At 73.3% G+C, this 16,449-nt stretch carries 16 protein-coding genes; 12 read left to right on the forward strand and 4 right to left on the reverse strand.

Annotated features, from left to right (window positions below):
• The first annotated feature begins 137 nt into the window (after positions 1-137).
• From JE024_RS28065 to JE024_RS28075, 3 genes are all read left to right on the forward strand, one after another.
• Entirely contained in the window at positions 138-1,463 is a 1,326-nt protein-coding gene (locus tag JE024_RS28065; RefSeq protein ID WP_205376257.1) for a M20/M25/M40 family metallo-hydrolase, read from the forward strand.
• Between the two features lie 164 nt (positions 1,464-1,627).
• Positions 1,628-1,861: a chaplin gene (locus JE024_RS28070; protein WP_147990618.1), complete on the forward strand. Its 234-nt coding sequence runs from the start codon at positions 1,628-1,630 to the stop codon at positions 1,859-1,861.
• 154 nt (positions 1,862-2,015) lie between these two features.
• On the forward strand, positions 2,016-2,792 hold the full coding sequence (locus JE024_RS28075) for a chaplin (protein WP_205376258.1): 777 nt from the start codon (positions 2,016-2,018) through the stop codon (positions 2,790-2,792).
• 94 nt (positions 2,793-2,886) lie between these two features.
• Here the strand turns inward: JE024_RS28075 and JE024_RS28080 are convergent, their stop codons facing one another.
• On the reverse strand, positions 2,887-3,075 hold the full coding sequence (locus JE024_RS28080; RefSeq protein ID WP_100106356.1) for a DUF5703 family protein: 189 nt from the start codon (positions 3,073-3,075) through the stop codon (positions 2,887-2,889).
• A 47-nt stretch (positions 3,076-3,122) separates the two neighbouring features.
• Between JE024_RS28080 and JE024_RS28085 the strand changes: the two genes are divergently transcribed.
• Complete coding sequence (locus JE024_RS28085; protein ID WP_205376259.1) at positions 3,123-3,782, forward strand: hypothetical protein; 660 nt, start codon at positions 3,123-3,125, stop codon at positions 3,780-3,782.
• A gap of 168 nt (positions 3,783-3,950) precedes the next feature.
• On the opposite strand, the gene JE024_RS28090 is transcribed toward JE024_RS28085, so the two are convergent.
• Together JE024_RS28090 and JE024_RS28095 are read right to left on the reverse strand one after the other, a co-directional pair.
• Positions 3,951-6,302, reverse strand: a complete 2,352-nt coding sequence (locus tag JE024_RS28090; RefSeq protein WP_205376762.1) for a helix-hairpin-helix domain-containing protein — start codon at positions 6,300-6,302, stop codon at positions 3,951-3,953.
• A gap of 143 nt (positions 6,303-6,445) precedes the next feature.
• Positions 6,446-7,429, reverse strand: a complete 984-nt coding sequence (locus JE024_RS28095) for an aldo/keto reductase (protein ID WP_205376260.1) — start codon at positions 7,427-7,429, stop codon at positions 6,446-6,448.
• Positions 7,430-7,558: 129 nt separating this feature from the next.
• On the opposite strand from JE024_RS28095, the gene JE024_RS28100 reads away from it, so the two are divergent.
• Together JE024_RS28100 and JE024_RS28105 are read left to right on the forward strand one after the other, a co-directional pair.
• Positions 7,559-8,608 carry an LLM class F420-dependent oxidoreductase gene (locus JE024_RS28100; RefSeq protein WP_205376261.1) on the forward strand — a complete coding sequence of 350 codons (1,050 nt, stop codon included), beginning with the start codon at positions 7,559-7,561 and terminating at the stop codon, positions 8,606-8,608.
• A gap of 213 nt (positions 8,609-8,821) precedes the next feature.
• Positions 8,822-9,607 (forward strand): ferritin-like domain-containing protein, encoded by a 786-nt coding sequence (locus JE024_RS28105; RefSeq protein ID WP_205376262.1) that lies wholly within the window; start codon positions 8,822-8,824, stop codon positions 9,605-9,607.
• 37 nt (positions 9,608-9,644) lie between these two features.
• On the opposite strand, the gene corA is transcribed toward JE024_RS28105, so the two are convergent.
• Complete coding sequence (gene corA, locus JE024_RS28110) at positions 9,645-10,637, reverse strand: magnesium/cobalt transporter CorA (RefSeq protein WP_205376763.1); 993 nt, start codon at positions 10,635-10,637, stop codon at positions 9,645-9,647.
• A gap of 201 nt (positions 10,638-10,838) precedes the next feature.
• Between corA and JE024_RS28115 the strand changes: the two genes are divergently transcribed.
• From JE024_RS28115 to JE024_RS28140, 6 genes are all read left to right on the forward strand, one after another.
• A complete protein-coding gene (locus JE024_RS28115) occupies positions 10,839-12,323 on the forward strand; it encodes a sensor histidine kinase (RefSeq protein ID WP_205376263.1) in 1,485 nt (494 codons plus the stop codon).
• Positions 12,320-12,736 (forward strand): roadblock/LC7 domain-containing protein, encoded by a 417-nt coding sequence (locus tag JE024_RS28120; RefSeq protein ID WP_147986481.1) that lies wholly within the window; start codon positions 12,320-12,322, stop codon positions 12,734-12,736. Before JE024_RS28115 ends, JE024_RS28120 begins: the two co-directional genes overlap by 4 nt.
• Positions 12,733-13,092, forward strand: a complete 360-nt coding sequence (locus tag JE024_RS28125) for a DUF742 domain-containing protein (protein ID WP_205375408.1) — start codon at positions 12,733-12,735, stop codon at positions 13,090-13,092. The genes JE024_RS28120 and JE024_RS28125 overlap by 4 nt, the downstream gene beginning before the upstream one ends.
• Positions 13,073-13,690: a GTP-binding protein gene (locus JE024_RS28130; protein ID WP_205376264.1), complete on the forward strand. Its 618-nt coding sequence runs from the start codon at positions 13,073-13,075 to the stop codon at positions 13,688-13,690. The genes JE024_RS28125 and JE024_RS28130 overlap by 20 nt, the downstream gene beginning before the upstream one ends.
• A gap of 180 nt (positions 13,691-13,870) precedes the next feature.
• Complete coding sequence (locus tag JE024_RS28135; protein WP_417842524.1) at positions 13,871-15,019, forward strand: selina-4(15),7(11)-diene synthase; 1,149 nt, start codon at positions 13,871-13,873, stop codon at positions 15,017-15,019.
• Between the two features lie 30 nt (positions 15,020-15,049).
• Positions 15,050-16,411 carry a cytochrome P450 gene (locus tag JE024_RS28140; RefSeq protein ID WP_244883100.1) on the forward strand — a complete coding sequence of 454 codons (1,362 nt, stop codon included), beginning with the start codon at positions 15,050-15,052 and terminating at the stop codon, positions 16,409-16,411.
• Positions 16,412-16,449: the final 38 nt, after the last annotated feature.

Below are 16,449 nucleotides of genomic sequence, written 5' to 3' on the forward strand. Positions count from 1 at the left end.
AACATTCGGCCCTGCCCGATCACACCCCCGGCCGCCGTGAACACCGTGCGACGACCGGGAGCCGCCCTTGGGGAACCGGCGGCGATGGCGAGAGGATGGCGGCAGGACCACCAGCAGCGACATCGGGAGGAATCAGCGTGAGCGAGTCCCATGCGACCAGGACCGTCTCCGGGGAGGACGAGGTCGTCGACCTCTGCAGCGAGCTGATCCGGATCGACACCAGCAACTACGGCGACCACTCGGGCCCCGGCGAGCGCGCCGCGGCCGAGTACGTCGCCGAGAAGCTCGCCGAGGTGGGCCTCGAACCCCGGATCATCGAGTCCCACAAGGGCCGTGCCTCCACCGTGGCCCGCATCGAGGGCGAGGACCCCTCCCGGCCGGCGCTGCTCATCCACGGGCACACGGACGTCGTCCCGGCCAACGCCGAGGACTGGACCCACCACCCGTTCTCCGGCGAGATCGCCGACGGCTGCGTGTGGGGCCGCGGCGCGGTGGACATGAAGGACATGGACGCGATGACCCTCGCCGTCGTCCGCGACCGGCTGCGCAGCGGCCGCAAGCCCCCGCGCGACATCGTGCTCGCCTTCCTCGCGGACGAGGAGGCCGGCGGCACCTACGGCGCCCGGTACCTCGTCGACAAGCACCCCGACCTCTTCGAGGGCGTGACCGAGGCCATCGGCGAGGTCGGCGGATTCTCCTTCACCGTCAACGAGAACCTGCGCCTGTACCTGGTCGAGACCGCCCAGAAGGGCATGCACTGGATGCGGCTGACGGTCGAGGGCACCGCCGGCCACGGCTCGATGACCAACAACGACAACGCGATCACCGAGCTGTGCGAGGCCGTCGGCCGCCTCGGCCGGCACACCTGGCCGGTCCGGGTCACCAAGACCGTGCGCTCGTTCCTCGACGAGCTCTCCGACGCCCTCGGCACCCCGCTCGACCCCGAGGACATGGACGCCACCCTCGCCAAGCTCGGCGGCATCGCCAAGATGGTCGGCGCGACCCTGCGCAACTCCGCCGCCCCCACCATGCTCGGCGCCGGCTACAAGGTGAACGTCATCCCCGGCCAGGCCACCGCCCACGTCGACGGCCGCTTCCTGCCCGGCTACGAGCAGGAGTTCCTGGCCGACCTGGACCGGCTGCTCGGCCCCCGGGTCAAGCGCGAGGACGTCCACGGCGACAAGGCGCTGGAGACGAGCTTCGACGGCGCGCTGGTCGACGCCATGCAGAGCGCCCTCAAGGCCGAGGACCCCATCGCCCGGGCCGTCCCGTACATGCTCTCCGGCGGCACCGACGCCAAGTCCTTCGACGACCTCGGCATCCGCTGCTTCGGCTTCGCGCCGCTCAAGCTGCCCCCGGAGCTGGACTTCGCGGGCATGTTCCACGGCGTGGACGAGCGCGTCCCGGTCGACGGGCTGACCTTCGGGGTGCGGGTCCTCGACCGCTTCATCGACCAGTGCTGATCCGCCGGGCACCGGGGACGGGCTCAGCCGACGCCAATCGACCGTCTGTCCCCGTCCCACCGGAAAGAGTGAATGGGGGTTTCGCCTCGTAGCCCCCGTGCGCCCTCCTCGTTACAGGTGGTGCGGTCCGCGGCTGGGACCGCTTGTGCCAACTAGGAGGAATAATGATCAAGAAGGTCGTCGCTGCTGCGGCTGCCACCGGTGGTCTGGTGCTCGCTGGCGCGGGTGTGGCCATGGCCGACGCCGGCGCCCAGGGTGCCGCTGTCGGTTCCCCCGGCGTGCTCTCGGGCAACGTCGTCCAGGCGCCGATCCACATCCCGGTGAACGTGTGCGGCAACACGGTCAACGTGATCGGCCTGCTGAACCCCGCCTTCGGCAACACCTGCGTCAACGCCTGACGTTCATGTGACGTGCCGACCCGGTCCCCAGGGACCGGGTCGGACATCCGGGCGGTTCCGGAGTGCGTGCCATGCACTCCGGGGCCGCCCGGTTCTTCCTTTCCCCGGGCAGTGGACCGGGGCAACCTGACAGCTGGAAGGCAGGGCATCACACATGCGACAGGTCACGCGGAAGGGCCTGATCTCCGTTGCGGCGGCAGGCGGGGTCATCGCGCTCGGCGGGGGGTACGCACAGGCGGACTCGGTGGCGGCCGGCGGAGCGTCCAACTCCCCGGGCGTACTGTCCGGGAACTCGGTCCAGGCGCCCGTCCACGTCCCCGTGAACGCCTGCGGCAACACCGTGGACGTCGTGGGACTCCTCAACCCGGCCATGGGCAACTCGTGTGCCAACGTGTCCGCTCCGGGCGGCGGCTCGCACGGCGGGGGCGGTTCGCACGGCGGCGGCTCGGGCGGCGGCGGTTCGCACGGGGGCGGTTCGCACGGCGGCGGTGGCGGCCAGGGCGGCGGTTCGCACGCCGGGGGCGGCTCGCACGCGGGCGGCGGCACCAGCAACTCGCCGGGCGTCGGCTCGGGCAACAACGTGCAGGCCCCGGTCGACGTGCCGGTCAACGCCTGCGGGAACAGCATCACCATCGGCGGGCTGCTCAACCCCTCGTTCGGCAACGACTGCGCGAACGCCCCCGAGGTCCCGGAGACCCCCGTGACCCCGGAGACACCGCAGACGCCGAAGCCCGAGCAGCCGCGGACGCCGCACACCCCGGGCGCCTCGCAGGAGCCGAACACCCCCGGCGCCCAGACGGTCACGCCGCCCAAGGGCGACGAGCAGCTCGCGGAGACCGGCATGGGCGCGCTCGACGTCCTCGCCCCGGCGGGCGTCGGCATGCTCCTGGCCGGTGCGGTGCTCTACCGCCGGGCGCGCGCGGCCGCGTAGCCGGGCCCCCTCGCACGCCGACCGGAGCGTGACGGCGTGCGTACGCCGGGGAGCGGATCCCTCGACGAGGGGTCCGCTCCCCGGCGGTCGGCGATCACCAGGTGGCGCGTACCTGGCGGATGATCCGCCGGCGCAGACGCACCCGGCGGCTTCCGTCCCGGTGCAGCGTCAGTCGGTCCAACTCCCAGTGTCCGTACTCGGCGTGGTCGGTCAGCAGTCGTGTCGCCTCCTTGCGGGAGACCCCGCGCGGTACGTACACGTCGACAAATTCGTATTCCGGCATCGCATCTATTGTGCGGGCACCGGCCCGGTACGGATAGCGTCTGCACTATGTCTGATGCTGCGCAGCCCACCGCTGCCGAGGTACGTGCCGCCGCCGAGGCGGTCAAAGCCGCACTGGACCGTCACCTGGCGGCGGTCGAGAACCGCTCGGGCGAGGACGACCCGGCCGTCTACGAGGCCTTCAACGCCCTCGCCACGGCGGCCGAGGCCTACGACGAGAGGCTCTACGACCGCTACGACGAGGTGACCCCCTTCGAGATCCCGGGCGCGGACGACTCGCTGCCGCCGTACGCGGGGCCCGAGGAACCGAACGCCCTCAGCGTGCTGATCCGGCGCGACTACGCGGTGGTCGAACCGCAGCGGCTGCTCGCCCAGACGCAGCGCATCGCCGACCTCGACCGGGGCGCGCAGGAGCTCCCCGGGAGTGCGCCGGTGGTGGGAGCCAGCGTGCACGCGGCGCTCGGTGTCCTCTTCGGGGAGTACGAACCGGACGAGATCGCCTCCCGGCACAAGGAGTTCGGCCTGGAGGAGGGCGACTCCACGCTCTGGGTCGCCGCCGCCGACGAGCTGCCCGAGCCGGGGGAGTGGCTGAGCATGCCGTTCGACCAGGCCGACCCCCAGCGCGTGGTCTGCCGGTTCGACGTCAGCTCCGTCTTCGACGAGGACGACCTCGGGGACTTCGAGGAGACCGGCGACCTGGAGGAGTGACCCGGGGCGGCGCCCCGCCGCCGGGTGGGTGCCGTACCCGGCGCCGCCGGGCGGGACGGGCCCCGGGCGGCCAGGGCCCCGGTGGGGGCGGCGTCACGCCGCCCGCACCGGGGCCGCGGCGTGTGCGGCCCGGCCCGGGGCCCGTGGCGTGTGCGGGGCCCCGGGGGCTCACTCCGTGCCGGCCAGCAGCCCTTCCAGCAGCCCGCGCAGCCGGGTGGTGCGCGGCTCGCCCGGGACCTCGGCCACGGCGCGGGGGAGCGCCTGGTCGACACCGTGGACGACCGAGACGTGGCGCTCGCCCCGGCCGAAGGCCGTGTACACCCAGGGCCTGCTCAGCCCCTGCGCGGCGTCGCCGGGCAGCACCACGACGACCGCGGGCCACCGCGCCCCGGCGGCCTGGTGGGCCGTCAGCGCCCAGCCGTGGCGCACCGCGGACTCCACGCGCGCCCGGGGCACCACCGTCGCGGTGCCGTCGCAGTCCAGGTGGAGGCCGTCGGCACCGGCGGACACCACCGTGCCCGTGACCGTCCGGCCGAGCCCCTGCGCGTAGGCGACCCGGTCGCCCGGGTCGAAGCCGCCGAAGCGGCCGGGGCCCGGATTGAGCCGCTGCTTCAGGGCCGCGTTGAGCGCCCGGGTGCCGGCGGAGCCGCCGTGCCCGACGGTGATCACCTGCGTCTGCCCGGCGGGTACGCCGATGGCCCGGGGCACCGAGTCGGCCACGAGCTGCACCGCCCGGTGCACCGCCTCCCCGGCGTCCCGCACCGGCACGATCACGATCTCCTTGCCGGGCGCCTCGACCTGGTTCAGCTCCCCGATGCCGATGCCGGAGACCAGCTCCCCGAGAGGGCCCGGGTCCGGTGTCCGGGAGGCGACCTGCGGGCACACCCGGGCGGCGAGCAGATCCCCGAGCACCTGGCCGGCGCCCGCGGACGGCAGCACACCCGGGTCGCCGCCGAGCACCAGACGGCTGCCGTCCGGCATCGACTCGACCAGCACGGCGGCCGTCTCCACGTCGAGCTGCGGGGCGTCCAGCACCACCAGCAGATCCAGGGCGAACGCCCCGTCCTCGTCGCGGCCCGGCCCGGCCGAGCCGTCCAGCAGCGACGCGACGGTGACGGCCCCCGCCCCGGCGCCGAGCCTGCGGATCCCGTCGGCGCCGTGCACGGCCAGCAGGGCGCGCACACCGCGCGCCCGGGCACCGGCCACCAGGGCGGCTGGCTCGGCGCGTGCCGCCTCGCCGCCGGTGTGCAGCACGACCCCGTTCGCGCCGGCGGCCCGCACCAGCTCGGTGCCCTCCCACTCGGCGGGCGCGCACGTCCGGATCAGCCGGGCCAGGCCCTCGGCGAGGCTCTCCTCGGCCATCGCGTACCGGTCGAGCCCCAGCAGCACCGTCACCGGCCCCACGTCCTCCCCGGCGCCTTCCCCGTCGTCCCCGCCTTCCGCGGCCTCCTCCAGTCCTTCCTGGAACACGAGCGCGACGCCCGACTCGACCGCCTGCTGCACGGCCTTGTCCGGGTCGGGCACCTGCCGTTCGGCGAGCGCCGCGCGCACGGCGGACGCGTCCTGCGCGGTGTGGCCGCGGAGCGCGGCCCGCTCCAGGACCCAGCCCACCAGCGCCGCCGCCCGCCGCTCGTCGTCGGGCCCGCACGCGGCCCCCAGCAGCGCCCGCGCGAACCCGTCCGCCTGCTCGGGCCGCACGCCCGGCACGGCGAGAAGCTGCCACGGGTCCTCGGCGAGCCGCTCCCCGGCCGCCTCCCCGAGCACCTCGACCACCTGCCCGGCGAGCGCCCCGGGCGCCCCGCCCCGTTCGAGGACCGCACGCACCGCGTCCACCGTCTCCGCAGCCGCCTCCCGGTCCGGTGCGGGGGCCGCCACCGCCCTGACGGGGGCGGGTGCGGGAACCGGATCGGGGCGGCGGGGCACGGCCGGGGCCTCGTCGAAGTACGCGGTCGCCGGCGCCCCGCCCTCGACGGCCCGCACGGCGGCCAGCAGATCGGCGGCCGTCCCGCTGAGCCCGGCCCCACTCGCGACCGGCCCGCCCCGCTCTGCCTTCCGCCGCTCGATCCGCGCCCTCAACTCCCGCTGCGCCGCGAGCTCGGCCTCCGCCTCACTGACCCCACCCTCCTGCGCGCCGTCGGCGGCTGCGCCGGCCTCGGAGCCTGCCTCGGCCTCGGGGCGCTCGCCGCCGTCGGCCGGTGCGGTGTCCGTGCCGGCCTCATCCTCTGCGGCGGCTGGGGCTTCCGCCGCGCCTGCCTGTCCCGCCGCCTGGGAGGCGTCGCCCTCGGCCTCGCCCGCCTGCGTGGCGTCAGCCGACGCGTCGGGCTCGGGCCCGCCCGCCTCGGAGGCGGAGCCTGCCTCGGGCTGCTCGCCGCCGTCGGCCGGTGTGGTGTCCGTGCCGGCCTCATCCTCTGCGGCGGCTGGGGCTTCCGCCGCGCCTGCCTGTCCCGCCGCCTGGGAGGCGTCGCCCTCGGCCTCGCCCGCCTGCGTGGCGTCAGCCGACGCGTCGGCCCCGGGCCCCACCTCGGCGGCCTCGCCCTCAAGACCGCCCGCCCGGGCAACCCCCGCCTCACTCGTCCCGCCGCCTCCGGCGGCCTCCCCCGTGGCGGGGTCCTCGGGGGGCGAGTCGGGGGAGGGGCCGGAGAGGGGGCCCGGGGTGCGCGCGGTCACAGCGTGCTCCAGTCCTGGTCGGGATAGCGGTGCACGGGCGCCGAGACATCGTCCAGCGCCCGGCAGATCTCGTCAGGAAGACTAAGGGCCTCCACCGACAACGCCGCCATGAGCTGCTTCGCGTTGCGCGCGCCGACGATCGGCGCCACCACCCCCGGCCGGTCGCGCACCCATGCGAGCGCCACCTCCAGCGGGGTGGTCGCCAGACCGTCCGCCGCCGTCGCCAGGGCGTCCACGATCCGGCTCGCGTCCTCGTCGAGGTACGGCTCGACGAACGGCGCCATGTGGTCCGACGCCCCGCGCGACCCGGTCGGCACACCCGAGCGGTACTTGCCGGTCAGCACACCCCGGCCCAGCGGGGAGGACGGCAGCAGCCCCACCCCGAGGTCCAGCGCCGCGGGCAGCACCTCGCGCTCGATGCCCCGCTGGAGCAGCGAGTACTCCATCTGCGTGCTCGCCAGCCGGGTCCGTACGCCCGGTGCCGCGAGCTGCCAGGTGGCCGCCTTGGCCAGCTGCCAGCCGCAGAAGTTCGACACGCCGGCGTACCGCGCCCGCCCGCTGGAGACCGCGATGTCGAGCGCCTGGAGCGTCTCGTCGAGCGGCGTGTCCGGATCGAAGGCGTGGACCTGCCACAGGTCCACGTGGTCGGTGCCGAGCCGCGCCAGCGAGGCGTCCAGCGCGGCAAGCAGATGCCCGCGCGAGCCGTCGAAGCGGCGGTCCGGGTGGGCCACGCTGCCGGCCTTGGTCGCGATGACGAGGTCCCGCCGGGGCACCAGCCGCTCCACGAGCTGGCCGAGCACGTACTCGGCCTCCCCGCCGCCGTAGACGTCGGCGGTGTCGACGAGGGTCCCGCCCGCCTCCCAGAACGCCTTCAACTGCTCGGCAGCGTCGTGTTCGTCGGTGTCCCGGCCCCAGGTGAGGGTGCCGAGCCCGATCCGGGACACGCGCAGGCCGGTACGGCCGAGATGCCTCTGCTCCATGGGCGCTGAGATTACTGGCCAGGGGCATACGCGGAGAGAGGCTGTGGACAACCTTCCCCTGCCGCTCGCGGCGCCCGGACGCTAGAGTCGCCGGAAAGGAACGTTACTGATCAGTAAGAGGGAGCGCTCATGCGGCTCGGCATCAACCTCGGTTACTGGGGTGCGGGGATGGACGGCGACAACCTCGCCGTCGCGCAGGAGGCCGACAGGCTCGGCTACGACGTCTGCTGGGCCGCGGAGGCGTACGGCTCCGACGCGCCCACCGTGCTCAGCTGGGTCGCCGCCCAGACCGAGCGGATCGACGTCGGCTCCGCGATCCTCCAGATCCCCGCGCGTCAGCCGGCCATGACGGCCATGACCGCGGCCACGCTCGACTCGCTGTCCGGCGGCCGTTTCCGCCTCGGCCTCGGCGTGTCCGGCCCCCAGGTCTCCGAGGGCTGGTACGGGGTCAAGTTCGACAAGCCCCTCGCCCGCACCCGCGAGTACGTGGAGATCGTCCGCAAGGCGATGACCCGCGAGCGGCTGTCCTACGAGGGCGAGCACTGGACGCTGCCGCTCCCCGACGGCCCCGGCAAGCCGGTCAAGCTCACCGTGCACCCGCAGCGCGAGCACATCCCGCTCTACATCGCGGCCATCGGGCCGAAGAACCTCGAACAGACCGGTGAGATCGCCGACGGCGCCCTGCTGATCTTCCCCTCCGCCGACCACCTGGAGGAGACCGCGATCCGCCACATCCGCGCGGGCCGCGAGAAGGCCGGCCTGACGATGGACGGCTTCGACGTCTGCCCGACCCTGCCGCTCGCCGTCGGCGACGACGTCGCCGGTCTCGCCGACATGTTCCGCCCGTACACCGCGCTGTACGTGGGCGGCATGGGCAGCCGCAAGCAGAACTTCTACAACCAGCTCGCCCAGCGCATGGGGTACGAGAAGGAGGCCGCCGAGATCCAGGACAAGTACCTGTCCGGCGACAAGGCGGGCGCCGCCGCGGCCGTCCCGCACCAGCTCATCGACCAGACCGCGCTGCTCGGGCCGGTGGCCCGGATCGCCGACCGGATGACGGCCTACGCGGCGGCCGGGGTCACGACCCTGACCCTCGCCCCGGCCGGCTTCACCCTCGACGAGCGGCTGGCGGCCCTGCGCGCCGGCACCGAGGCGATGGAGCTCGCGGGCCTCGCCTGAGCGCGGAAAGCTCTGCGGCCGTGGTGGGGGCTCGGGGGTCTTCCCCGCCACGGCCGTCACCCCGTACAACGCGTGAGGCGGCCATCGGTCACTCCCCGGCCACCACCGGACACATCCCCCGTTCGGGTGAGCCGTTCCCCCTCCCGTGTTGCCCCCCGGGGCGTCCCGCATTTGACTCGTTGGCGGCGGACGCCCTGTGAGGAGGTGGCAGAGATGCTCTCGGCACGCAGTCTTTTCCAGGAGATCATCGACAGCGACGACAGCTACCGGCTGTTCTGCTCGATCGCGGCCAGCGGCGAGGCCCAGGGCGGCTGGGAGAACGCCCGCATCGCCGCCCTCGTGCCCGGGAGCATGCGGGGTCTCGTCCCCAAGATCACACGGCACGGCGCCGACGAGGACAAGCACGGGCGGATCTTCAACGGTCTGCTGCGCAAGCGGCACCTCGACCCCGTCCCCGTCCCGCCGGAGACCGACTACACGATGCTCCTGGAGCGGGAGGGCATCGGACTCGCGCACGACAAGCTGCGCGGCGACGAGCCCCTCACCGAGGAGGACATCGTCGTCTACCTGTCCCACAGCCGGGTCACCGAGCAGCGGGCCGCCGACCAGATGGACATGCTGGTCACCTACTTCGGCGACCACCCCGAGGTCGGCAACGCGATCCGGCAGATCTCCGGCGACGAGGACAACCACCTGGCCTACTGCCACGAGGAGTTGCTCCGGCTCGCCGCCGAGGGGCACGGCCGCACCATCCAGCGGGTGCTGCGCGAGAGCGCCCTCGCCGAGATCCGGGTCTACCGCGACGTCAGCCTCGCCGTCATGAGCCACATGGGACGGCTGCTGCACTGGCCGAAGGCCAAGTCAGCCGTCCTGGCCGCCGGCATCCACGCGATGTACGCGTACGAGCGGTTCGGCGGCTGGCACCGCATGGTCTCCCTCACCATGCCCGAGCGCCGCGGCGCGCTCGACGGGCCGCCCACCCCCGCCCCCGCGCTCTGACGGCGGTGACCCCGCCCGGCTCCGGGCACCGCGGCGGTCACAGCCAGCCGCGGTGCTTGAACAGCCGGTACAGCCCCACCACGGCGCCGGCCATCAGCAGCACCACCGCCGGATAGGCCCACGGCCACCGCAGCTCCGGCATGTGCTCGAAGTTCATCCCGTAGACGCCCGCGACCATCGTGGGCACCGCGGCCATCGCCGCCCAGGCCGAGATCTTGCGCATGTCGTCGTTCTGCCGCACCCCGGTCTGGGCGAGATGGGCGGACAGGATGTCCGAGACCAGCCGGTCGAGCCCCTCCACCTGCTCGTTCGCCCGGGTCAGATGGTCGCTCACGTCCCGGAAGAACGGCTGCGAGTGCTCGTGCACGAACGGCACCCCGGTGCCCGTGAGCCGGGCCATCGGCGCGGCCAGCGGACCGGCCGCCCGGCGGAACTCCAGCACCTGCCGCTTGAAGGTGTAGATCCGGGCTGCCATGTTCCTGGTGTCCCGCGCCCCCGGCGCGAACACCTCCGTCTCCATCTCCTCCAGGTCCACCTGGAGTTCGGCGGCGATCTCGATGTAGTGGTCGACCACCGCGTCGCTGATCGCGTACAGCACGGACGTCGGGCCGTGGCGCAGCACCGCGGGCTCCGCCTCCAGGCGCTGCCGCACGTCGTGCAGCGGGGCCCCCACGCCGTGGCGCACGGTCACGACGAACGAGTCGCCTATGAAGACCATCAGTTCACCGGCGCTGACGGTGTCGCTGCGCGGCTCGTAGACCACCGGCTTGAGCACCACGAAGAGCGAGTCGTCGTAGACCTCCAGCTTGGGCCGCTGGTGGGCCTTCAGGGCGTCCTCGACCGCGAGGGGGTGCAGCCCGAACTCCTCGGAGACGTGCGCGAACTCGTCCTCGGTCGGCTCGTGCAGCCCGATCCAGAGGAACGCGTCACCCGACGCCCGGGCCTGGCCGAGGGCGTCCGAGAAGTCCGACGGGCCCTCGGTGCGGCGCCCGTCGCGGTAGATGGCACAGTCCACGATCACGGCCAGCATCTTCCCTGAGGTCAGGGCGCCCACACCACCCGTCGCGGGGGGGGGGGCCGGGCGCCCCCCCCCCCCCCCCCGCGCCTCCTTGTGTTTTCGGCCGCCGACATCGCGCCACCGGCTCGCCCCGGCGTCAACAGCCCGTCTCTGACCGGGATATGCTCCCGCCCGTCGTCATATGATCTTTCCCGTTCGATTCTGAGGATGCTGATGGTTCGACAGGGAACGTCGACCGGAAGTCCGCGGCCGAGGTCCGGCCTCGTGTGGCAACTGCCCGTTGCCGCGACCGTCGCCGCCGCGATCGTGGCCGTCTTCCTGGTCTCCGCATCGGCCCGCACGCCCGTCGTGATCGTCTCCGCGGTGACCGTGGTCGCCGTCGGTCTGGCCTGCGCGGAGGTGGTGCGGCGCGGCCAGGTGATCGCCGAGCTCCGCGACCGGCTCGCCGCGCAGGAGGCGGAGAACGCCCGCCAGTCGGCCGAGACCAGCCGTCTCGCCGGCGAACTGCTGCCCCATGTGGTGGGTGAACTCCGCAAGGGCGCCTTCCCCGAGGACGTGCTCGCCTCGCTCGACGTCTCGGCCGAGCACCGCGCGGTGCTGCGCTCCGTGGTCGACGCGGTGAGCGCCGAGGAGGACCTGCGCGGATCCGCGCAGCGCGCCTTCGTGAACATCGCCCGCCGCGTGCAGGCCATCGTCCACCAGCAGGCCCAGGAGCTGCGGGAGATGGAGGACCGGCACGGCCGGACCCCCGAGGTCTTCGGCGACCTGCTGCGCATCGACCACGGCACCGCGCTGATCGGCCGGCTGGCCGACTCCATCGCCGTGCTCGGCGGCGCGCGCCCCGGGCGCCAGTGGAGCAAGTCCGTCCCGCTGTACAGCGTCATGCGCGGCGCGATGTCCCGCATCATCGACTACCAGCGCGTCGAGCTGCACACCGTGTCGGAGGTGGCCGTCGTCGGCTCCGCCGTCGAGCCGCTCATCCACGCCCTGTCGGAGCTGCTGGACAACGCCACCCGCTACTCGCCGCCGCAGACCCGGGTCCATCTCACCGCGGTGGACGTCCAGTCGGGCATCGCCATCGAGATCGAGGACGGCGGCGTCAGCATGAGCGAGGAGGCCCGCCAGCGGGCCGAGCGGATGCTCCGCCAGGCCCAGCAGGGCATCGACGTCAACGACCTGGGCGAGACCCCCCGCCTGGGCCTCGCGGTGGTCGGCCGGCTGGCGCAGGCGTACGGCTTCCAGGTCTCGCTGCGCTCGTCCGCCTACGGCGGCGTGCGTGCCGTCCTCGTCGTGCCGCAGGACCTGATCACCACCTCCGCGTCGGCCACCGGTCTGGCGCACGGCATCGGCACGGCGTCCGGCCCCCGGGCCACCGGTTCCGCCCCCGCCCCGGCCCCCCTGCCGCCCCGGGCGCCCGCCCCCGCGCGGCCGCAGCGGGAGGCCACGGGCCCGAGCCAGCCACTCCCCCGGGACGAGGAGGCACTCACGGTGACGGAGCGGACGGCGGGCGGGCTGCCCCAGCGGCGCCGCAAGTCACGTGTCAGTGCCCCTGCCGAAGCATTCGCAGCCCACCCGACCGCACCGGAGCCCGAGCCGGAAGCCGAACCGGCGGTGCAGCCCGGCATGTGGCTCGCCGCCTTCCAGAACGGCCTGTCCGGTGACACCTCCAAGACGAACAACGGAAACGAGCAGCCATGATTCAGCGGCAGTCCCACCAGACCAACATGGACTGGATGCTCAAGGACCTGGCAGAGGGCGTACCGCAGACCCGGAACGTCGTCGTCCTTTCCGCCGACGGACTGCGGATGGCGCAGTACGGCTCGGACACCGACACCGCGGACCGGCTGGCCGCCGCCTGTGCGGGCCTGCAGAGCCTGGCGGGCGCCGTGGCCGCGGAACTCCCGCACGGTGACGGCCAGATGCGCCTCGTGGTGATCGAGATGAACGGCGGCTTCTTCTATCTGATGGCGGCCGGCGCGGGTGCCTACCTCGCCGTGCTCGCCGACGAGGGCGTCGACGCGGGGCTGATGGGCCAGCGCATGCGGGACCTCGTACTGCGGATCGGAGAGCACCTGAGCACGCCGCCGCGGCATGAAGGACCGACCGCGTGAGCGACGCGGGCGCGGACTGGGAGGACGCCAGCCCGGAACGTCTGTACGTGATTACGGGCGGCCGGAGCGGCTCCTCCTCGCCCACCGCCTTAGACCTGGTCACCCTCATCGTGGCCAGGTCGGGGCCCAAGCCCGGAATGCAGCCGGAGCACGCGGCGATCATCAGGATCTGCCAGGCGCCGTTGTCGGTGGCCGAGATCTCCGCCTATCTGAGCCTGCCGGTGAGTGTGGTCACCGTGCTGCTCAGCGACCTGTTGGCCGACGACAAGGTGCTGGCCCGTGCACCCGTCCGCGCGGCCGTACTCCCCGACCGCGCTTTGATTGAGGCAGTGATCGATGGACTTCGAAAGCTCTGAGCAGGCTCTTGGGCCGCGGAGCGAGGATGTGCTGCCGGCGACCGCGACGGCCGCCGTCAAGGTGGTCATCGTGGGCGGCTTCGGCGTCGGCAAGACGACCCTGGTCGGCTCGGTGAGCGAGATCAGGCCCCTGACGACCGAGGAGACGATGACCCAGGCCGGGGTCGGCGTCGACGACACGGCGGGCGTGGAGCGCAAGACCTCGACGACCGTCGCGATGGACTTCGGACGCATCAGCATCAACGAGGAGCTGGTGCTCTACCTGTTCGGCACCCCGGGCCAGGAGCGCTTCTGGTTCCTGTGGCGCGGCCTGTTCGAGGGCGCGCTGGGCGCCGTCGTGCTGGTCGACACCCGCCGGCTGGAGGTCAGTTTCGACGTGATCGGCCGACTGGAGGAGCGGGGGGTGCCCTTCGTGGTGGCCGTCAACTCCTTCCCGGAGGCGCCCGCCTACCCGGTGGACGAGCTGCGGGGGGCGCTCGACCTGCCGGCGAACGTGCCGATCGTGCTGTGCGACGCGCGTTCGCGGGCGTCCAGCCGGGACGTGCTGATGGCGCTGATGCGGTATCTCCAGACGCTGGCGAGCGCCCACCAGGGCTGAAGCTCACCACAGCGGGCGGCATGGCCGGAATCCCTTGGTGCTCCAGGCAAGGATTCCGGCCAATTGCCGCCCGCTTCGTGCTGTTCTGCCGGGGGATCGTCCTATTGGATCGGCCAAGATGGCTGAGTACGATGCGCAATAGTTGATCACTCTGTGGTGCACGTTGCGCATGTGACAACGCTGTTGACGCGACGCACCCGCATCGAGAGGCAGGCCGCCGTGACCCCCGAGACGGGCCCCACCATCCCGCCGATCTTCACGCCCATACCGCCGGCCATCCACCCACGGCACGCGGACATCGATGTCCAGACCGCGGCGTGGGCGGAGACCTTCCGCATCGGCTCGGACGGGCTGCGCGCCAAGCTCGTGGTCCAGGACATCGGCACCTTCTCGGCGCGGATCCTGCCCGAGGGGCGCGAGGAGGTCGTCTCCCTCCTCGCCGACTTCGTGCTGTGGCTGTTCGGCGTCGACGACGGCCACTGCGAGGAGGGCGAACTGGGGCACCGGCCCGGCGACCTGGCGGGGCTGCTGCACCGCCTGATCCGCGTGGCGCAGAACCCCGAGGCGCCGATGATGACGGAGGACCCGCTCGCCGCCGGACTGCGCGACCTGCGTCTGCGCGTCGACCGCTACGGCACCGCCGGGCAGACCGCCCGCTGGATCGACGCCCTGCGCGAGTACTTCTTCTCCGTGGTCTGGGAGGCCGCCCACCGCCGCGCGGGCACCGTGCCCGACCTCAACGACTACACCCTGATGCGGCTGTACGACGGGGCGACCTCGGTGGTGCTGCCGATGCTGGAGATGGGCCACGGCTACGAGCTCCAGCCGCACGAGCGCGACCGCACCGCGGTGCGCGCCGCCGCCGAGATGGCCTCGTTCATCATCACCTGGGACAACGACATCTTCTCCCACCACAAGGAGCGCCGGTCCTCCGGCTACTACCTCAACGCCCTGCGCGTGCTGGAGGAGGAGGGCCTGTCCCCGAAGAAGGCGCTGCGGACCGCGATCGCCCAGCGCGACCGGGTGATGTGCCTCTACGTACGGCTGGCGGAGCAGCTCTCCCGCGAGGGCAGCCCGCAGTTGCGCCGGTACCTCGCGAGCCTGTCCAGCTTCATCCGCGGCGCCCAGGACTGGGGCATCACCTCGGTGCGCTACACCACGCCGGACGACCCGGCGAACCTGCCGCCGGTCTTCAGCGACGCCCCGACCGACGGCCGTCACGAGCCCCTCGGGATACCGGCGGTCGACTGGTGGTGGGACCTGGTGCCCGCGCCCGACGCCGATCCGGCCGCCTGCGCCGCCCCCGCCGCGGCACGTGCCGCCCTGTAACCCCTCCACCCCAGCGGAAAGGATTCTCCCGTGACCCTCGCCGGAACTCCCGCGGCCGACCTGCGATCGGTGCCCGTGGCACCGGGAGGCATCCCCCTCCTCGGCCACGCGCTCAGCCTCTGGCGCGAGCCCCTCGGCTTCCTGAGGTCGCTGCGCGACTCCGGCGACCTGGTGCGCGTCAACCTGGGCACGCTGCCGATGTACGTCGCCACCTCGGCCGAGCTCGTCCACGAGGTGACGGTGCGCCAGGCGCGCAGCTTCGAGAAGGGCCGCTTCTTCGACCGGCTGCGCCCGCTCGCGGGCAACGGCCTCGCGAACTCCGACGGGGAGGTGCACCGCAGGCACCGGCGGCTGATCCAGCCGATGTTCCACCCGCAGCGCATCGCCCAGTACACCGGGGCGATGAGCGACAACGCCCGGGCGCTGGCGGACTCCTGGACACCGGGGCAGACCGTCGAACTGGAGGCGGTGATGGCCCAGTACTCCATCGAGACCCTCGCCACCACGCTGTTCTCCACCGACCTGGGCCGGCCCGCGGTGGTGGCGGTCCGCGAGAACCTGCCGGTCGTCCTGAAGAACCTGCTGATGCGGGCGGCCTCGCCGCGGTTCCTCGACCGCTTCCCGATCCGGGCCAACCGCGACTTCGACGCGGCGGCCACGACCCTGCGCAAGGTCATCGACGAGGTCGTCGCCGAGACCCGCCGCTCGGGGTCCGGCGGGCAGGGCGACCTGCTGTCGGTCCTGCTGGAGGCCAGGGACGGCGAGACCGGCGACGCCCTCTCCGACGTCGAGGTCAGGGACGAGCTGAGCACCATCCTCTTCGCCGGCGCCGAGACCACGGCCGCGACCCTGTCCTGGACGTTCCACGAGCTCGCCGGGAGCCCCGAGGTCGAGGCGGCGCTGGTCGCCGAGATCAAGGACGTCGTGGGCGACCGCCCCGTCTCCGTCGAGGACGTGCCCCGTCTGGAGGGCGTGCGCCGGGTCCTCGACGAGGTGATCCGGCTGCACGGCGTCACCATGCTGATGCGCCGCACCACCGCGGAGGTGGAACTCGGCGGCTATCGGCTGCCCCCCGGCACCGAGGTGGGCTTCAGCCTCTACGCCCTGCACCGCGACCCCGGGGTGTACGCGGACGCCGACCGCTTCGACCCGGACCGCTGGCTGCCCGAGCGGCGCGGGGAGATCGCGCGCACCGCCTACGTCCCGTTCGGCGCGGGCAACCGCAAGTGCATCGGTGACGCGTTCGTGTACACCGAGGCGACGATCGCGCTGGCCACGATCCTGTCCCGCTGGTCGCTGCGCCCGGCCCCCGGCCACGTCCCGAAGGAGGTCGCCTCGGCGGTGGCCCACGCGGACCTGATGCCGATGGTGGTGACCCCCAGGGACGCCTGACCCCCGCCGCGCGGGGCCCGGCGCCGTGGGGCCCGGCG

It is taken from the genome of Streptomyces zhihengii (genome assembly GCF_016919245.1).
Lineage (GTDB): Bacteria > Actinomycetota > Actinomycetes > Streptomycetales > Streptomycetaceae > Streptomyces > Streptomyces zhihengii.